The sequence below is a fragment of the Niabella aquatica genome (assembly GCF_054779315.1).
On sequence record NZ_BAAGYM010000001.1, the window covers coordinates 199186 to 214972 of the forward strand.

General features: G+C 40.3%; 15 protein-coding genes. 11 read left to right on the forward strand and 4 right to left on the reverse strand.

Annotated elements, in window-relative coordinates; translation table 11 throughout:
- Window positions 1-26: 26 nt before the first annotated feature.
- Window positions 27-998 carry a glycoside hydrolase family 43 protein gene (locus ACYVBM_RS00765; protein WP_460683694.1) on the reverse strand — a complete coding sequence of 324 codons (972 nt, stop codon included), beginning with the start codon at window positions 996-998 and terminating at the stop codon, window positions 27-29.
- Between the two features lie 143 nt (window positions 999-1141).
- On the opposite strand from ACYVBM_RS00765, the gene ku reads away from it, so the two are divergent.
- From ku to ACYVBM_RS00795, 6 genes are all read left to right on the forward strand, one after another.
- The gene (gene ku, locus ACYVBM_RS00770) at window positions 1142-1912 is read left to right on the forward strand and encodes a non-homologous end joining protein Ku (protein WP_460683695.1); all 771 of its coding nucleotides are present in this window, start codon (window positions 1142-1144) and stop codon (window positions 1910-1912) included.
- A 3-nt stretch (window positions 1913-1915) separates the two neighbouring features.
- On the forward strand, window positions 1916-2563 hold the full coding sequence (locus ACYVBM_RS00775; RefSeq protein WP_460683696.1) for a DNA polymerase ligase N-terminal domain-containing protein: 648 nt from the start codon (window positions 1916-1918) through the stop codon (window positions 2561-2563).
- Window positions 2564-2619: 56 nt separating this feature from the next.
- Window positions 2620-4515, forward strand: a complete 1896-nt coding sequence (gene ligD, locus ACYVBM_RS00780) for a DNA ligase D (RefSeq protein WP_460683697.1) — start codon at window positions 2620-2622, stop codon at window positions 4513-4515.
- Between the two features lie 175 nt (window positions 4516-4690).
- A complete protein-coding gene (locus tag ACYVBM_RS00785; RefSeq protein WP_460683698.1) occupies window positions 4691-6280 on the forward strand; it encodes a peptide chain release factor 3 in 1590 nt (529 codons plus the stop codon).
- A 121-nt stretch (window positions 6281-6401) separates the two neighbouring features.
- Entirely contained in the window at window positions 6402-7019 is a 618-nt protein-coding gene (locus tag ACYVBM_RS00790; protein ID WP_460683699.1) for a hypothetical protein, read from the forward strand.
- A 209-nt stretch (window positions 7020-7228) separates the two neighbouring features.
- Complete coding sequence (locus tag ACYVBM_RS00795) at window positions 7229-7813, forward strand: Uma2 family endonuclease (protein WP_460683700.1); 585 nt, start codon at window positions 7229-7231, stop codon at window positions 7811-7813.
- Here the strand turns inward: ACYVBM_RS00795 and purB are convergent, their stop codons facing one another.
- Together purB and ACYVBM_RS00805 are read right to left on the reverse strand one after the other, a co-directional pair.
- The gene (gene purB, locus ACYVBM_RS00800) at window positions 7814-9151 is read right to left on the reverse strand and encodes an adenylosuccinate lyase (protein WP_460683701.1); all 1338 of its coding nucleotides are present in this window, start codon (window positions 9149-9151) and stop codon (window positions 7814-7816) included.
- A gap of 123 nt (window positions 9152-9274) precedes the next feature.
- Window positions 9275-9649, reverse strand: coding sequence for a four helix bundle protein (locus tag ACYVBM_RS00805; RefSeq protein WP_460683702.1), 375 nt, complete (start codon window positions 9647-9649; stop codon window positions 9275-9277).
- A 139-nt stretch (window positions 9650-9788) separates the two neighbouring features.
- On the opposite strand from ACYVBM_RS00805, the gene ACYVBM_RS00810 reads away from it, so the two are divergent.
- The 5 genes from ACYVBM_RS00810 (at window position 9789) to ACYVBM_RS00830 (ending at window position 14355) form a co-directional block, all read left to right on the forward strand.
- Entirely contained in the window at window positions 9789-10529 is a 741-nt protein-coding gene (locus ACYVBM_RS00810) for a menaquinone biosynthetic enzyme MqnA/MqnD family protein (RefSeq protein WP_460683703.1), read from the forward strand.
- Window positions 10530-10748: 219 nt separating this feature from the next.
- A complete protein-coding gene (locus ACYVBM_RS00815) occupies window positions 10749-11501 on the forward strand; it encodes a class I SAM-dependent methyltransferase (RefSeq protein ID WP_460683704.1) in 753 nt (250 codons plus the stop codon).
- 108 nt (window positions 11502-11609) lie between these two features.
- Window positions 11610-12455: a glycosyltransferase family protein gene (locus ACYVBM_RS00820; RefSeq protein WP_460683705.1), complete on the forward strand. Its 846-nt coding sequence runs from the start codon at window positions 11610-11612 to the stop codon at window positions 12453-12455.
- Window positions 12452-13408, forward strand: coding sequence for an FkbM family methyltransferase (locus tag ACYVBM_RS00825; RefSeq protein ID WP_460683706.1), 957 nt, complete (start codon window positions 12452-12454; stop codon window positions 13406-13408). The genes ACYVBM_RS00820 and ACYVBM_RS00825 overlap by 4 nt, the downstream gene beginning before the upstream one ends.
- Before the next feature lie 11 nt (window positions 13409-13419).
- A complete protein-coding gene (locus tag ACYVBM_RS00830; RefSeq protein WP_460683707.1) occupies window positions 13420-14355 on the forward strand; it encodes a glycosyltransferase family 2 protein in 936 nt (311 codons plus the stop codon).
- 12 nt (window positions 14356-14367) lie between these two features.
- Here the strand turns inward: ACYVBM_RS00830 and ACYVBM_RS00835 are convergent, their stop codons facing one another.
- Window positions 14368-15573 (reverse strand): glycosyltransferase family 4 protein, encoded by a 1206-nt coding sequence (locus tag ACYVBM_RS00835; RefSeq protein WP_460683708.1) that lies wholly within the window; start codon window positions 15571-15573, stop codon window positions 14368-14370.
- Window positions 15574-15787: the final 214 nt, after the last annotated feature.

Consider the following 15787-nt stretch of genomic DNA (forward strand, 5'->3'; position numbering starts at 1 on the left):
ATAAATATTAATTGTATCAATTACAATTATTTTATTTTGTTTAACGTTACCCCTTCGTTAGTAATGATCACCGGTTTGATCAGTCCGTTGTTGTCGAACTCCATTTTATCTATACAAACCACCCTTGCGTTTCCATCCTTCTCGCCCAAAGGCCTGCGGTGATAAACAATGTAATATTCATTTTTACCGGGGATTTGCAGTACAGAGTGATGCCCCGCACCGGTAGCGATTGCCGGGTCCTGCTCCAGTATTTTGCCAATCCGTTTAAATGGCCCCAGCGGTGAATCGGCAATGGCATAAGCGACACAATAGTCAGGGCCGGTCCACCCTCCCTCCGACCACATAAAATAGTATTTCCCGTTCCTGATGAACATAAACGGGCCTTCTACATACTTTTCGGGGGTAACCTCTTTAAAAACCGAACCATCCTCAAAAGGAACAAATCCTGTAAAATCCTTCCTTAGCTTAGCCACATTACAATGACGCCAGCCACCATAATATATATAATACTGCCCGTCCTTATCTTTAAATACGAACTGGTCAATAGGCTGGGCTCCATTGTGAAATTTATCAATCAGCGGTTTTCCCAGGTAGTCTTTGTAAGGTCCTTCCGGCTTATTGGAAATACCCACCCCAATACCACCAGATTCCTGATCAGTTTGAATATCATTGGCGGCAAAAAACAGGAAGTATTTTTTATTTTTTTCCACAATGGCAGGCGCCCACATGGCTCGCCGGGCCCACTTTACAGCGCTAGTATCAATTATTTTTTCATGTTTTTTCCAGCTAACCAGGTCTTTAGATGAATAGGCATCCAGGAAGACCTGCTTTTCGTAGGGCGCCGAATAGGTAGGAAATATCCAGTAGTTTTTTTTAAATACAGCCACTTCAGGATCGGCATACCATCCCGGGAACACAGGGTTGCCAGCGGATCGTTGCTGACCCAATAACTTGGCACAAAAAATTATCCCAATTAAGATTAATACTGTTTTTTTCATATATATCTATATATCTAATTAATTACACCCAGGCATATGCAAGGGCAATGGGCGCTAAGTTACAGAATAGCATTTAACACAATTACCTCATTTCATACCAAAATCCTTGGTATCAATTTTGTTTGAACAATTAAAAATAAGTTATGAAGGCAATATGGACAGGCGCTATTGGATTTGGCCTGGTAAACATACCGGTGAAGTTATACTCGGCGACAGAAGAAAGTAATCCCGACCTGGATATGTTGGATAAAAAAGACCACAGCCGTATCCGTTTTAAAAGAGTAAACGAAAAAACGGGAAGGGAAGTAGAATGGGGCAATATTGTAAAAGGCTATGAGTACGAGGGTAAATATGTGATTCTGGATGATAAAGACTTCGAAAAGGCCAGTCCTGAAAAGTCTAAAATACTATCGATCGACAGCTTCGTAAAAGAAGAGGAAATCGACAGCATTTATTTTGAAACGCCTTATTATTTAGAGCCCCAGAAAAATGGGGAAGCCGCTTATACCCTTCTGGTAGAAGCATTGAAAAAGACTCAAATGGCAGGCGTGGGCACCTTTGTAATGCGCAATAAAGAAGCTTTGGGAATATTAAGGCCTTATAATGATATTATGCTGTTCCAACGCATACGTTATGAAGAAGAGATCAGGAAAACTTCAGAACTTTCCGCGCCCAAAAGAACGGTAAAGCCTGCGGAATTGAAAATGGCGGTTACACTCATCGACCAGCTTTCTGAAAAATTTGACATCTCTGCTTACAAAAACACCTATTCAGCCAAATTAATGAAAATAATAGAAGCAAAGGCAAAAGGCAAAAAAGTGGCTGCGCCCAAATTAAGCGTGGCGCACATCAAATCAAAAGACCTGATGGAACAACTTAAAGCCAGCCTCTCACTCAAAAAGAAAGCCTCGTAAAATATGCCTGCATTATCCACATACAAAAGCAAAAGAAACTTCAGGTCTACAAGCGAACCTGCAGGGAAAGTAAAAAAAGGCAGCAAACAGCTTCGCTTTGTTGTACAAAGGCATGCGGCTTCACGGCTTCATTACGATTTCCGGCTGGAAATGGAAGGTGTGCTGAAAAGCTGGGCAGTGCCTAAAGGCCCGTCGCTGAATCCGGCAGATAAAAGACTGGCCATGATGGTGGAAGACCATCCTTATGATTATCGCAATTTTGAGGGAACCATACCCGAAGGCAATTATGGCGCAGGCGAAGTGGAAATATGGGATGAAGGTACCTACGAAGCTTTGCAAAAAGATACTCAAAAAAAACCTGCCTTGCCGGCAGACAGGGAAGAAACGATTTTATTGAATGAACTAAAAAACGGTTCCATAAAATTTATTCTGCACGGTAAAAAGTTAAAAGGTTCATTTGCTCTTGTAAAAATGCACACGGAAGATTCTGGCAATGCCTGGTTGCTGATTAAGCATCAGGACGAATATGCCGTTACTACAAAATACGATGCTGAAAAATTCACCAACAAAACATCGAAAGTAACCAGGGCTGTTGAGGCTAAAGCAACAAAAAAAGCTGCTGTAAAAAAAAAGCCCATCCAAAACATATAAACAACCATGAGCTGAGCCTTTCCGGTGAAAAAAAATTCAGGCATTTTATACGCCCAATGCTGGCTACCTCAGGCGGGCATCCTTTTAACGATCCGGACTGGATCTTCGAGATCAAATGGGATGGTTACCGTGCAATAGCTGAAACAAGAACTACGTTCAGGTTATACTCCAGAAACGGATTATCCTTTTCAGAGAAGTTCTCACCGATAGCTGCAGCCCTTCAAACCCAGCCGCACGAAATGATACTGGATGGCGAAATCGTGGCCTATAATAAAGAAGGACTCCCGGATTTTCAAACTTTACAGCATTTTGGAGAAACGCCTGATGTACCGCTGGTGTACTATGTATTTGACCTGTTACGCCTGAACGGTCACAGTACTGCCTCACTTTCAACAATTGATCGTAAAGCGCTTTTAAAAGAAGCTTTAGCCGAAAATGATTATGTAAAATATTGTGAGCATATCGAACAACGGGGCATTGATTTTTTTAATGCCGCAAAAGAAAATAACCTGGAAGGTATTATTGCCAAACGCGCTACAGCGCCTTATTTAGATGGCAGGCGCAGCGGAGACTGGCTTAAAATAAAACATCATAACACCGAAGAAGTGATTATTGCAGGTTTCACTGCGCCACGGGGTTCCCGCAAAAAATTTGGTGCGCTGATCCTGGGCCGGTATAAAGATAAAAAGCTGGTATATGCCGGCCATACGGGAACCGGCTTCGATCAGCAATCATTAGCAGAAGTGTATGACCAGCTACGTCCGCTCATTACAAAAAAATCACCATTCAGTATAACACCGAAAACAAATATGCCAGCCACCTGGGTTAGGCCCGAGCTGGTTTGCAATATAAAATTCAGTGAGCTGACAAAGGATCATATTTTCCGCCACCCGGTATTTATGGGATTGCGTGTAGATAAAGCAGCCGAAGAAGTAACTCTTCCTCAAAATGAAAAAACTATGACAACGGTTAAAAAAGCTGAAGGCATAAAGCCTGAAGCCCAAGGCAAGACAGATAAATCTCTCAATAACCCGGAAGCCAACCGCGCGCTGAAAATAGGCACAAAAGAAGTTAAGCTCACTAATCAAAATAAAATATACTGGCCGGACGAGGGGTATACCAAAGGCGACCTGGTTAACTATTATGAAAAAATGCACGCATATATACTCCCGTATTTAAAAAACAGACCTGAAAACTTAAACCGCTTTCCCAATGGCATTAAAGGCGGTAGCTTTTATCATAAAGATGCCGGCGACACAGCGCCCGGCTGGGTTACATCTGTTGAAATTTTTTCTGAAAGCACGCAGAAAAATATCGATTATATCATCTGCAACGATAAAGCCACACTTTTATACCTGGCCAACCTGGGATGTATTGAAATGAACCCATGGAACAGCACTATTAACAAACCGGAATATCCTACCTATATGATCATTGATATTGACCCATCGGAAAAAAACACGTTTGAACAGGTAATAGACACCGCCCTGGCCACCAAACAAGTGCTGGATGCATGCGGGGCGCCCTCTTATTGTAAAACATCCGGCGCATCAGGCCTGCATGTGTTTGTGCCAATGGGAAACAAATACGATTACGAGCAGGTAAAAACTTTTGCGCATTTAACAGCAATGAAGGTTACGGAATTATTGCCGGACATGACGACCCTGGAGCGAAACCTTAAGAAACGAGGCAACAAAAAAATATATGTAGACTACCTGCAAAATCGTAAGGGTCAAACCATCGCCAGCGCTTACAGCGTACGGCCTAAAAAAGGCGCTACAGTATCTACACCGCTGGATTGGAAAGAGGTTAAAAAAGGCCTGCATCCTTCACAGTTCAATATCAGAACAATAGCTGAACGTATAGGCAGGCTGGGAGATATCTTTAAGCCGGTGCTTGGAAAAGGTGCTGATATTATGAAATGCTTAAAGAAAATGGAAGGTGGAGTATAGCCGATAGTTCATAGTCTATGAGTTATCTGCAAAATGATATCACATGCACTGCCAATCAACCGGGCATCACAAGTCTGGTGCCATGCTTGCCTGCGGCAGACCATTCTGCGGTAGTAACATAAAAATAAAAATGACAAAATGATGGTATCTTCGCAGCTTTTTAAGAAAATACGTAATGAAGTTCCACGATGAGATCATGAGAAGGCGCACATTCGCCATTATCAGCCACCCGGATGCGGGTAAAACCACACTAACGGAAAAATTCCTGCTTTTTGGCGGCGCCATACAGGTAGCCGGTGCAGTAAAAAGCAATAAAATAAAAAAGTCCGCTACATCGGATTTTATGGAAATCGAGCGCCAGCGCGGTATTTCGGTAGCCACATCCGTAATGAGCTTTGAGTACAATGGCATTTTAATAAACCTGCTGGATACTCCTGGTCACAAAGACTTTGCCGAAGATACTTACCGCACACTTACCGCTGTGGACAGCGTAATATTGGTGGTGGACAGCGTGAATGGTGTGGAAGACCAGACCCGCCGGCTGATGGAAGTGTGCCGTATGCGCGATACACCGGTGATTGTATTCATCAATAAAATGGACCGTGATGGAAAGAACCGCTTTGACCTGCTGGAAGAAATAGAAAAAGAGCTGAGCATTCAGCTGCACCCCATGACCTGGCCTATTAATAGCGGTAAAGACTTTAAAGGTGTTTACAATCTGCATGATAAAAACTTACGCCTGTTTACAGCTAACACTAAAGCTGATGATGAAGATGCCATTGCTATCAGCGATATCAATGATCCGGTTTTGGATGAAAAATTAGGAGCGGCTGATGCGGCCATTTTACGTGAAGATGTGGAACTGGTAGATGGAGTAAACGGCGAGTTGAATGTGGATGATTATTTAAAAGCAAAAGTATCGCCCGTATTTTTTGGCAGCGCCATTAACAATTTTGGGGTTAAAGAAATGCTGGACACCTTTATACGCATTGCGCCTCCTCCACAAAGCCGTGAAACGAATGCACGAAAAGTAGATGTGGAAGAGCCAAAGCTAAGTGGTTTTGTATTTAAAATACACGCGAACCTTGATCCTAAGCATCGCGACCGGATTGCATTTTTCCGGGTTTGCAGCGGCAGGTTTGAACGCAATAAATATTTTCATCATGTGAGGCTGGATAAGGACGTGCGTTTTAGCAATCCTTACTCATTTATGGCGCGTGATAAAAGCGTGATCGAAGATGCCTATGCCGGCGATGTGGTGGGTTTATTCGATACCGGTAATTTTAAAATCGGTGATACGCTTACGGAGGGTGAGGATTTTTACTTTACGGGCATTCCTTCTTTTTCTCCTGAAATATTCAAAGAAGTAATAAATAAAGACCCTATGAAGACCAAACAGCTGGAAAAGGGTTTATTACAATTGACAGATGAAGGCGTGGCGCAATTGTTTACACAGTTCGGCGGTACCAAGAAAATTATTGGTTGCGTGGGTGAGCTGCAATTTGAAGTGATACAATACCGGTTATTACACGAATATGGGGCTTCTGTTGAATTCCGCGCATTACCATTTTATAAAGCCTGCTGGATCACCAGTAAGGATGCCAAAAAATTAGACGACTTTACAAAATTTAAACTGGCTAATACCGGCGAAGACAAAGATGGGCACCCGGTGTACCTGGCGCAAAGCGAGTGGTTCCTGAATACAGAGATCAGTAACAACCCTGATATTGAGTTTCATTTTACAAGCGAGATACATAAGGAGTAGTCGGGAAAGTCGGAAAGACCGGAAGACGGTAAAGTCAGCGGTGGAGTAGGTTTTATTGGAGGGGAATGGTGTTTATATTTATGTATTTATTCCTGTTACTGCATCTTGTAAAAAAATCTTTATGACTAAGTTATTGTTTACTATCGCTCTTTCATTTGCCATTACGCTGGCATCTGGCCAAAACCAGCAGTTCAAAAAACTTTTAGAAGAAGGCGGCCTTGAATTTACGATGCCGGATGGTTTTGACACTATCGCCACCCGTCAAAATCCCGACATGAATTATGAGCTTGTCCTTCAAAGCAAAAACGACAGTTTTGAGATACGGTATGCAATACGGCCATTGAAAAAACGGGTTGAGGAATTTGAGAAAATGGCAGCAGACAGCACAAAGACAAACATTTCATCTGCCAAATCCCATCCAAATAAAATGTATAAAATGACGCTGATGGCCGTGCTAATCAATACCTCTTTACAACAGCAGGGAAGCAACACGCCAACCATACCCAGGCTTAGTGAATTTAAACCGGAAGCCGTGAAAAATGAGTTCAACGCCGATTGGGGTGCAATGTCAGGCTATCCTCCAAGAGCCTCTTTTGACAGCACATATAAAAATTGCATGACAGTTGCGTTGCATAGAGATAATGCCTCCGATGTCTATATTTTTTATTTGTTCAACAACAGGGAAACATTCATGCGGATGACAACACCGCCTGTATTTCATGCTATAAGATACAAATAATCGTTTTCTGCAAAATAAGAAAGGCAGGCGTCCAGGATGCCTAACATTTTTACTGTCGGTCATAAGACACGACAGCGGCGAACCGCCATTGCTGGAGAAAACACCAGCAACAAAATATCGGCTATATAATAAAAATTGTTATGTACCAGCCATGCCAGGGTTGTAATGTATCTAAAGCATATTTCGTATTTTTGGAAAAAGGCTAAAGCATGATTACCGATATATCTCAATTAGATTTAAACAAAAAATATTCGTACGCGGATTACCTTACCTGGCGGTTCAAGGAAGCAGTGGAGTTGATAAAGGGTAAGCTGTTTATACTATCCCCTGCACCGACCTCGAGGCATCAGAAGATTGCGGGTAACTTACATGGCTACATCTGGAATCACTTTCATAAAGACAGGTGCAATGTATATCCCGCCCCATTTGATGTTCGTCTTGTGAAAAACAAAGCATCAGACAACGAAATCAATACCGTGGTGCAACCTGATATATGCGTAATATGTGATGAAAACAAAATTGACGAACGCGGCTGCATCGGCGCGCCTGATTTAATTGTAGAGATTCTTTCACCTTATACTGCCAAAAAGGATATGAATGAAAAGTATAATCTTTACGAAGAAAACGGCGTATCAGAGTACTGGGTGGTTTTCCCCGATACCAATGCTATCAACCAATACACCTTAAAGGATGGCAAATACGACTTTATTGACCCCTTGTTTATGAACCAAAGTATTACCAGCACTGCTTTTCCTGAGCTAACGATTGAACTGAAAGATATTTTTCGCAATTAATTAATATTTTGCTACAATGCCTGTATAATTATGTGGCGTAATCTTTTTCAGTTCTGCTTTTATTGCAGCAGGCACTTTTAAAGAGCCGATAAATTTATGTAAGGACTGTTTAGTGATACCTTCTTTACCCCGCGTTAGATCTTTCAATGCTTCGTAAGGATTGGGGTATTTCTCCCGGCGAAGAATGGTTTGGATCGCCTCCGCTACTACAGCCCACGTATTATCCAGGTCCGCTTTTAAAGCGGCTTCATTCAGTACCAGCTTGCCTAATCCCTTTTCGATGCTTTTAATAGCGATCATCGTATGTGCAACAGGTACGCCAATATTACGCAGCACTGTGCTGTCTGTTAAATCACGTTGCAAACGGCTTACAGGCAGCTTGGCAGAAAGATGCTCTAACATGGCATTTGCCATACCCAGGTTACCTTCTGCATTTTCGAAATCTATAGGATTTACTTTATGCGGCATCGCCGATGAACCTACCTCCCCGGCTTTGGTTTTCTGCTTAAAGTATTCCATGCTGATATAGGTCCACAGGTCACGGCACAGATCCAGCAGTATGGTATTGATGCGTTTTATACAGTCGAAGTGCGCCGCCAGGTTATCGTAATGTTCAATCTGTGTGGTAAACTGCATTCTTTGCAGTCCCAGCACTTCCTCTACGAAATGGTTCCCGAATTTTATCCAGTCTGTTTTAGGATATGCCACATGATGTGCATTAAAATTCCCGGTAGCGCCACCAAATTTGGCAGACACAGGAACATATGAAAACAGCTGAACCTGGTTTTCGATCCTTTCTACGAATACCATGATCTCCTTACCTAATCTCGTTGGGGAAGCAGGCTGGCCATGAGTTTTGGCCAGCATCGGTATTGCCTTCCATTGTTGTGCCAGCTCATGCAAATGATTTTGCAGGTTCAGGTAAGCTGGCAATAATTCAAATTCCAGGCTATGCTTCCAAAGTAAAGGAATAGCCGTATTATTAATATCCTGCGAGGTAAGGCCGAAATGGATCCATTCCTTCGCTTCTTTGGAGTCTGTCTTATCTAATTCACTTTTCAGGAAATATTCCACCGCTTTTACATCATGATTGGTGGTTTTTTCAATCTCTTTTATGGCTTCAGCATTTTCCACGCTGAAATTTTCGATTACACTGCGTAGATGTTTTTTAGCAGCAGCCGATAGCTTTAGAAATTTCTTATCGGACAATAAAAAAAGATATTCAATCTCTACAATCACTCTGTATTTAATAAGGGCATACTCACTGAAATATTCCTGCAGGCTCTGCACCTGTTTACTGTAACGGCCATCTATAGGCGAAATTGCGGTTAAAGACATAATATTCGGTTCATGGTTGATAGATACTTGTTTCTGGATGCTGGTTTCTGGATGCTGGATACTTGTTTCTGGATGCTGGATACTTGTTTCTGGATGCTGGATGCTGGTTTCTGGATGCTGATTTTATTTAGCACTGATATGCCCTTCTTCTACGGCCTGTAAAAACCTGTTCAGCTTCTTTCCTAATAAATCTATTTTCTCTTTAAGTGCCGTAAAAATCGCCTCATCGGTTAAGGATCCGGTTTCAAACAAAGTTTCAAGGTGGTCTATGGTTTCATCATTTGAAGCCTGCGCGTAAACAAGAAATTTTATAAACTCATTCTTATACCTTCGCCTGCCATACCCTTCTACAATGGTTGATTTTACAGACTTGCTGGAGCGCCTGATTTGCTGGCCTTCTTCGAAAAGCTCAAACTTGGGTAGTTGTAATGACATTTTATGTATAGCAATAACAACTTCTCTGGCCGTTTGCCAAATTTCTAATTTACGATAACTCATAGCTTGAAATATTTAATATGAGAAATGGATACTGGCTACGGGATGCTGATTACTGGCCATCCAATATCCAGAATCAAGCATCCAGAATCAGCATTTCTGCACATAACCTATCTTTGCCGCGCAAAAATAAGCATTCAAAGTGGAAGAAAAGATAAGAGTAGGTATTGTAAGCTATTTAAATACACGACCCCTCATTTACGGATTAGAGCGGCTTCCTATAAAAGATAAGATAGCGCTGATCGAAGAGCATCCGGCTTTGTTAGCAGATAAGCTCCGGAATGGGGAGATCGACCTCGGACTGGTGCCTGTGGCGGTTATCCCACGGCTGCCACAGAGCTACATCAACGGGAATTATTGTATCGGGGCTGTAGGCGATGTAGCCTCGGTAGCACTTTTTAGCGAAGAACCGGTTGAAAAGATCCGGAAAATATATCTCGACTACCAAAGCCGCTCATCGGTGCAGCTTTTAAAATGGCTGCTAAGGCATCACTGGAAAATAAACCCCGAGTTGGTTCAGGCTCAAAATGAATCCTATATTCAAGAAATCGGGGCTACAACCGGCGCATTAATTATTGGGGACAGGGCATTAAATCAAAGAAAGCAGTCCCAATACATTTACGACCTGGCCGGAGAGTGGAAAAACGCCACCGGCTTACCTTTTGTATTTGCGGCATGGGTAAGCACCCGGGAGCTGCCCAATACATTTATTAAAGAATTTGATGAGGCCAATGGATACGGCCTGCAGCATATTGACGAAATAGCGGCCGAGCACAATAACGGCATTTATGACTTAAAGAAATATTTTTCACATAACCTGAGCTATGAGCTGGATGAAGAAAAAAAGAAGGGTTTGGAACTGTTCCTGAAAAATATTTCCTGATCCCTGTTTGTTAATTACGAACCTGAATCAATTGGGCAGGTTTTATATTTCCTGATTCACAAAGTTTGTATGTATAGCAGCCTGCTAATATTTACTGCCAACTTACTCGTTCGTAAAGGCATACAGGTATATTAGATGTTGTTAATTGTGTTTCATTCTGCGATCCGTGTTATATTTTTATCGTATTTTCCGTACACCAATCAATTTTTAAATAAAACCATGAAGCTGATACAAGAAATTTTCGATTCCTACGATGGCCCATTAATCATGAAACAGAATAGTTATATGGATGTTTATGATTACTACTTTTCAAAATACAGGAATAAAGAAATACATTTTTTAGAAATAGGCATTCAGCATGGCGGGTCTTTAAAATTCTGGAGGGAGGTTTTTGGCGACAAGGCTCACATATATGCGATAGATATCAACCCTGAATGTAAGCAATTCGAAACCGACCGTACCAGGGTTTTCATTGGTTCGCAGGAAGACAAAACTTTTCTTGAGAAAATAAAAGCTGAAATACCCAAACTGGACATCATTTTGGATGACGGTGGACATACTATGAAACAACAGATAGTTTCATTCCAAACATTATTCGATCATGTAAAAGAGGATGGGTTATATTTATGTGAAGACACCCATACTTCTTACTGGAAAAAGTATGGTGGAGGCCTGGGCAAAAAGGGAACATTTATTGAGTTTTCTAAAAAACATATTGACAGTTTACACGCCTGGTTTATACCCCGTAAACAGCAAAGAATAAAGATGGATGATATTACTACCAGGGTTTGGGGCATCCATTATTATGATTCTATTGTAGTGTATGTAAAGAAAATTATGGGGAAACCTGTTACCGTTAATAAAGGGTACGAAACAATAGATGCGCTTAAGTTTTCCCTGTATGGACATAAAAGGCCTTTCTATAAAAGGATCACTGATTTTATATTCAATCGGAAAAAGATTTATCAATAATTGATTCTTGCTGATATAAAAATCAATTGCTGCTAAATCTCACAGGCCCTTCTTTACAAAGCAACATACCTTTATTATTTTGCAGGAATACGCATTTAAATTAAAAAAATGAAATTAGCCGGAGTAGTTATTCTGTATAACCCTGACGAGAAGGTGTTGGCCAACATAACCAGTTATAGCACGGCACTGGACCGTATTTACATTCTCGACAACTCCGAATCTGCTGCGAAAGATTTTTCGAACCAGCTAAACCAGATCCCTAACGGCGTTTACGTTCAATATCAAAATAATGCAGGCATAGCATTACGGCTTAATGAAGCAGCAGACATGGCCCGTAAGGAGAATTTTACACACCTGCTAACAATGGACCAGGATTCTTCATTTGGAGCGGGTGTTTTCCGGGAATATATAATTAAAACAAATAATTACCTGAAAGATCATGACAATGTAGGTGTATTTGCGGTCAACTTTCAACCCCGGTTTATCCCCGTCGAAGAGCAACCCAAAGAAGTTTTAAGCACTATCACCTCGGGTAGTATAATTGATCTGGATATCCATCAGCAGGTCGGCGGGTATGATAATGACCTCTTTTTAGATTTGGTTGACGCGGATTATTGCTATAGAGTGAACCTGGCGGGGTTTAAAACAGTGCTATTCCCTGGTATTATTTTAAATCATATAATCGGATACCATGTATGGGGAAGATCATTAAAAAATTTTAAACTTACACGCAGAAAAATACATCCCCCGGTGCGCCTGTACTATTTGGTTAGAAACAGCCTATTTTTGTTAAATAAGCGCCCATTACCGGAAGGAGCAAAACAGGAGATTAAAAAATCCCTATGGCTTTTAAAAAACAATCTCATCTACAACAAACGATGGCAGGTGATAAAATATATGGTTAAAGCATATATTGATTACAAGAATAATAAAATGGGGAAAATACAATCATGATATTAGCCAGGATGCTGTATAAATCTGTTCTTTATATTTATTACTTAATAAAATTTAAAAGTAGTAAAGTAGCTTTTAATTTTGCACATTATAATCTTCCGCCAAAGTATGCAGGTGCTCTTTCTGTTAACAAAGGGCTGCTGGTTTTTAACAAAACAGGGAATGCCATATCAAAAGATTGTTTAGCTAATTACAGGGGAGAATACATAAAGCTCGTTTGCTGTTTAAACGACTCCCGCGTTACAGTAACCGCCTCAACAAAAAAGAATTTTACCGTACTGGTGGAAGGCATTTATTTAAATATTAATTCACTGTCAAACCTGTTTACCTTATACGAGTTATACTTCGAAACGCTGTATAATATTTTAAATTTGAATACAGATATTGTAGTGGTCGATATAGGTATGAATGTGGGCTTTGCATCATTGTTCTTTGCAAAAAAATTAAACCCGAAAATTATCTATGCGTACGAACCCTTTCAGGAAACATATAAGGAGGCATTGCGAAACTTCGACCTGAACCCGGCATTAAAATCCAAAATCTGCCCCAACAACTACGGCCTTAGTGATTATGAAGACACTATATCGGCACCTCAAATGCAAAGCGGTGATGGCGGAGCCAGCGTTAACAAAGACATATTAAAAAACAATCATACCCAGCATCTTCCCAAAACTTCGGTAAAAATAAAAGACATCCGGAAAGAAGTACAGCGGATTATAACAGCAAATCCTGAAAATACCTTACTGTTTAAAATAGACTGTGAGGGCGAAGAATACCCAATATTCGAAAAATTAAAAACTTCAGATATTTTTGAAAAGACCTCCGCTTTTATCATTGAATGGCACCTGAAAGGTTTTGATACGATTGCATCTGTATTAAGCCGGCACGGGTTTAAAATTTTATCCCTGCCCAGGCCCGATAATATAAGCGGTATGTTATACGCCTTTAAATAAATATTTGCACTATGCCTTTTATATCTATTTGCATACCGGCCTATCAACGCCCGCAATACCTGAAAAGGTTGCTGGATTCTATCCGCATGCAAAGTTTTAAGGATTTTGAGGTAATTATTACCGACGACAGCCCCGATGATTCTGTTTACCAGTTGTTTCATGAGTATTCAGACATTCCTTCACTGTACTATCATAAAAACCCCCGGCCGCTGGGCACCCCTGCTAACTGGAACGCCGCTATTGCCTTAGCTAAAGGCCAATGGATAAAACTGATGCATGATGATGATTGGTTTGCAAACGAAACATCATTGCAACAGTTTGCAGACTGTGCAAAAAACAATGACGGAGCCTTTATTTTTTCGGCTTTTATCAATGTATATGAAGATGGAAGAAAAGAAAAACCTTTCTTTCCTGAAAAATTCAGGATAAGAAAAGCAAAAAAAGAGCCTGCCATACTTTTAGCAAAAAACTTCATCGGCGCGCCCAGCACTACCATGCACAAAAATGATAAGAGGTATGAATATGACACAGAACTTAAATGGCTGGTAGATATTGATATGTACAGAAGAAGGATGGAAACGGACAAACTTGTTTATATATCACAACCACTGGTAAACCTGTACATGAGCAATTCGCAGGTTACTTCTTACACCAAAAATATTGCACAAATTGAAATACCCGAACATTTTCACTATCTGAATAAAATGGGGATTCATAAGCTTAATAATATTTTAGTGTACGATTACAACTGGCGCTTTATCAGGAATTTTTCAATCACCGATATTGAAGACCTGCGGAAGTTTGGATACAGTGGCCCTGTGCACCCGGTTTTAACAGCAATCATAACAGCACAAGCAAAAATTTACAGAAAGTTATTACGAAATGGCGTTAGCTCTAAATTATTAATGGCGCTGCATTTTATTAAAAATAAGAAGCTAATCAAATGATAAAAGTCCGCACTATTGGTTAGCCAACAATAGCCTCCTGTAATTTTCCCTGAAATCTTCTGGCGTAAAATTCGTGATAACGAATTCATATGCAGTTGCAGATACTTTATTTAATTGTGCCAAGTTATTGCAAAAATAATCTATTTTCTCAACAGCATCCTGTACTATTGCATCCTCATTACTATTATCTTTTATTAGAAAACCATTAGCTGAATCTTCAATATATTCAGGAATGGCGCCTACATCAGTAGCTAACACCACAGCACCGTAAGCCATCGCTTCCATAATAGCAATAGGAAAGCCTTCCCAGGCCGACGTCATAAGTAAAACATCATTTTGACCGTGGAAGGCATACATATCTGCTCCTCCATTAATTTCTCCAACATATACATTACCGGCATCAACCAGATTTTTCGGAATTTCATTTTTAAAAGAACCCGCAAGCTTGAACGTTACAGGCAACCCTTTTTCCCGGCAGGCTTCGATAATTCTCATTATCAGCCAAACTCTTTTTTGGGGGCCACCCCGGCCGGCATAATATATTTTTAAAGGAAGCTCAAAGCTACGTCCATTATAACTGTGTGGTATTTTTTCAAGACAATATTGAATAACAACAAGCCTTTCAGTATATTCATCAGGTATTCCGATCTCTTTATAATAGGTCGTAAACAGTTGCTTAAAAAAATTAGCGACTACAATTCTTGCAGTAATAAATTTGATAAATGGAGCCCACACCCATGTAAAATGCCTGTCGAACATGTGTATTAACTCATATATATCAATGCTCCGCCTGATATGTGGTGTTAGTTTATAACCAAAATTGCACTGCCCAATAAATACAACAGGCTTCCTTTTTTGTTTATTAATATAGGCACTGCAAATGCCCCGGTAAATTAAATTATTCCAGTACCGAAACTTATTATCAGTCCAATAACTGATCTCTTTAATAGTAACATGCGGCAGTTCAAAAAAATGCTTCATGCCTTCATTGGACGATATCTTGGTAAAAAATATAATTACTTTTTTATCATTGAACGATTTTACAATTTCAGCATTTACTCTTTCTGCTCCGCCTATACCATATCCCGGGAAAAAGAAAAAAATATCGTACGTACCAGCCAACGGCTTTTTTAAAGCCAGCCAACGGCCATATAGAACAAATGGGAACATAACCACCTGCTCGAGATAACGTTTTATAGAAAATAGTCTGTACAGCATGTATTTATTAAACTTGCGGCAAGTTACAGATTACTCCTGTCTAATTAGTTTCTGAAAAGGAAAATTATTTATACTCAAATAGTATCATTTATAGTATGATCTAAATCATAACATCGCATGATATTAGTCATTTTGTTTATCATAAAAATTTATCTACCTTCACAGTAAGCCATTGAGTACGATTGTTCCGTTAAGCTAAACTTATTGAATATAC

Bases quoted from the DNA above. Each gene is read 5' to 3' on its own strand.
- ACYVBM_RS00765 (WP_460683694.1), bottom strand. From the start codon at position 998: ATGAAAAAAACAGTATTAATCTTAATTGGGATAATTTTTTGTGCCAAG.
- ku (WP_460683695.1), top strand. From the start codon at position 1,142: ATGAAGGCAATATGGACAGGCGCTATTGGATTTGGCCTGGTAAACATA.
- ACYVBM_RS00775 (WP_460683696.1), top strand. From the start codon at position 1,916: ATGCCTGCATTATCCACATACAAAAGCAAAAGAAACTTCAGGTCTACA.
- ligD (WP_460683697.1), top strand. From the start codon at position 2,620: ATGCTGGCTACCTCAGGCGGGCATCCTTTTAACGATCCGGACTGGATC.
- ACYVBM_RS00785 (WP_460683698.1), top strand. From the start codon at position 4,691: ATGAAGTTCCACGATGAGATCATGAGAAGGCGCACATTCGCCATTATC.
- ACYVBM_RS00790 (WP_460683699.1), top strand. From the start codon at position 6,402: ATGACTAAGTTATTGTTTACTATCGCTCTTTCATTTGCCATTACGCTG.
- ACYVBM_RS00795 (WP_460683700.1), top strand. From the start codon at position 7,229: ATGATTACCGATATATCTCAATTAGATTTAAACAAAAAATATTCGTAC.
- purB (WP_460683701.1), bottom strand. From the start codon at position 9,151: ATGTCTTTAACCGCAATTTCGCCTATAGATGGCCGTTACAGTAAACAG.
- ACYVBM_RS00805 (WP_460683702.1), bottom strand. From the start codon at position 9,649: ATGAGTTATCGTAAATTAGAAATTTGGCAAACGGCCAGAGAAGTTGTT.
- ACYVBM_RS00815 (WP_460683704.1), top strand. From the start codon at position 10,749: ATGAAGCTGATACAAGAAATTTTCGATTCCTACGATGGCCCATTAATC.
- ACYVBM_RS00820 (WP_460683705.1), top strand. From the start codon at position 11,610: ATGAAATTAGCCGGAGTAGTTATTCTGTATAACCCTGACGAGAAGGTG.
- ACYVBM_RS00825 (WP_460683706.1), top strand. From the start codon at position 12,452: ATGATATTAGCCAGGATGCTGTATAAATCTGTTCTTTATATTTATTAC.
- ACYVBM_RS00830 (WP_460683707.1), top strand. From the start codon at position 13,420: ATGCCTTTTATATCTATTTGCATACCGGCCTATCAACGCCCGCAATAC.
- ACYVBM_RS00835 (WP_460683708.1), bottom strand. From the start codon at position 15,573: ATGCTGTACAGACTATTTTCTATAAAACGTTATCTCGAGCAGGTGGTT.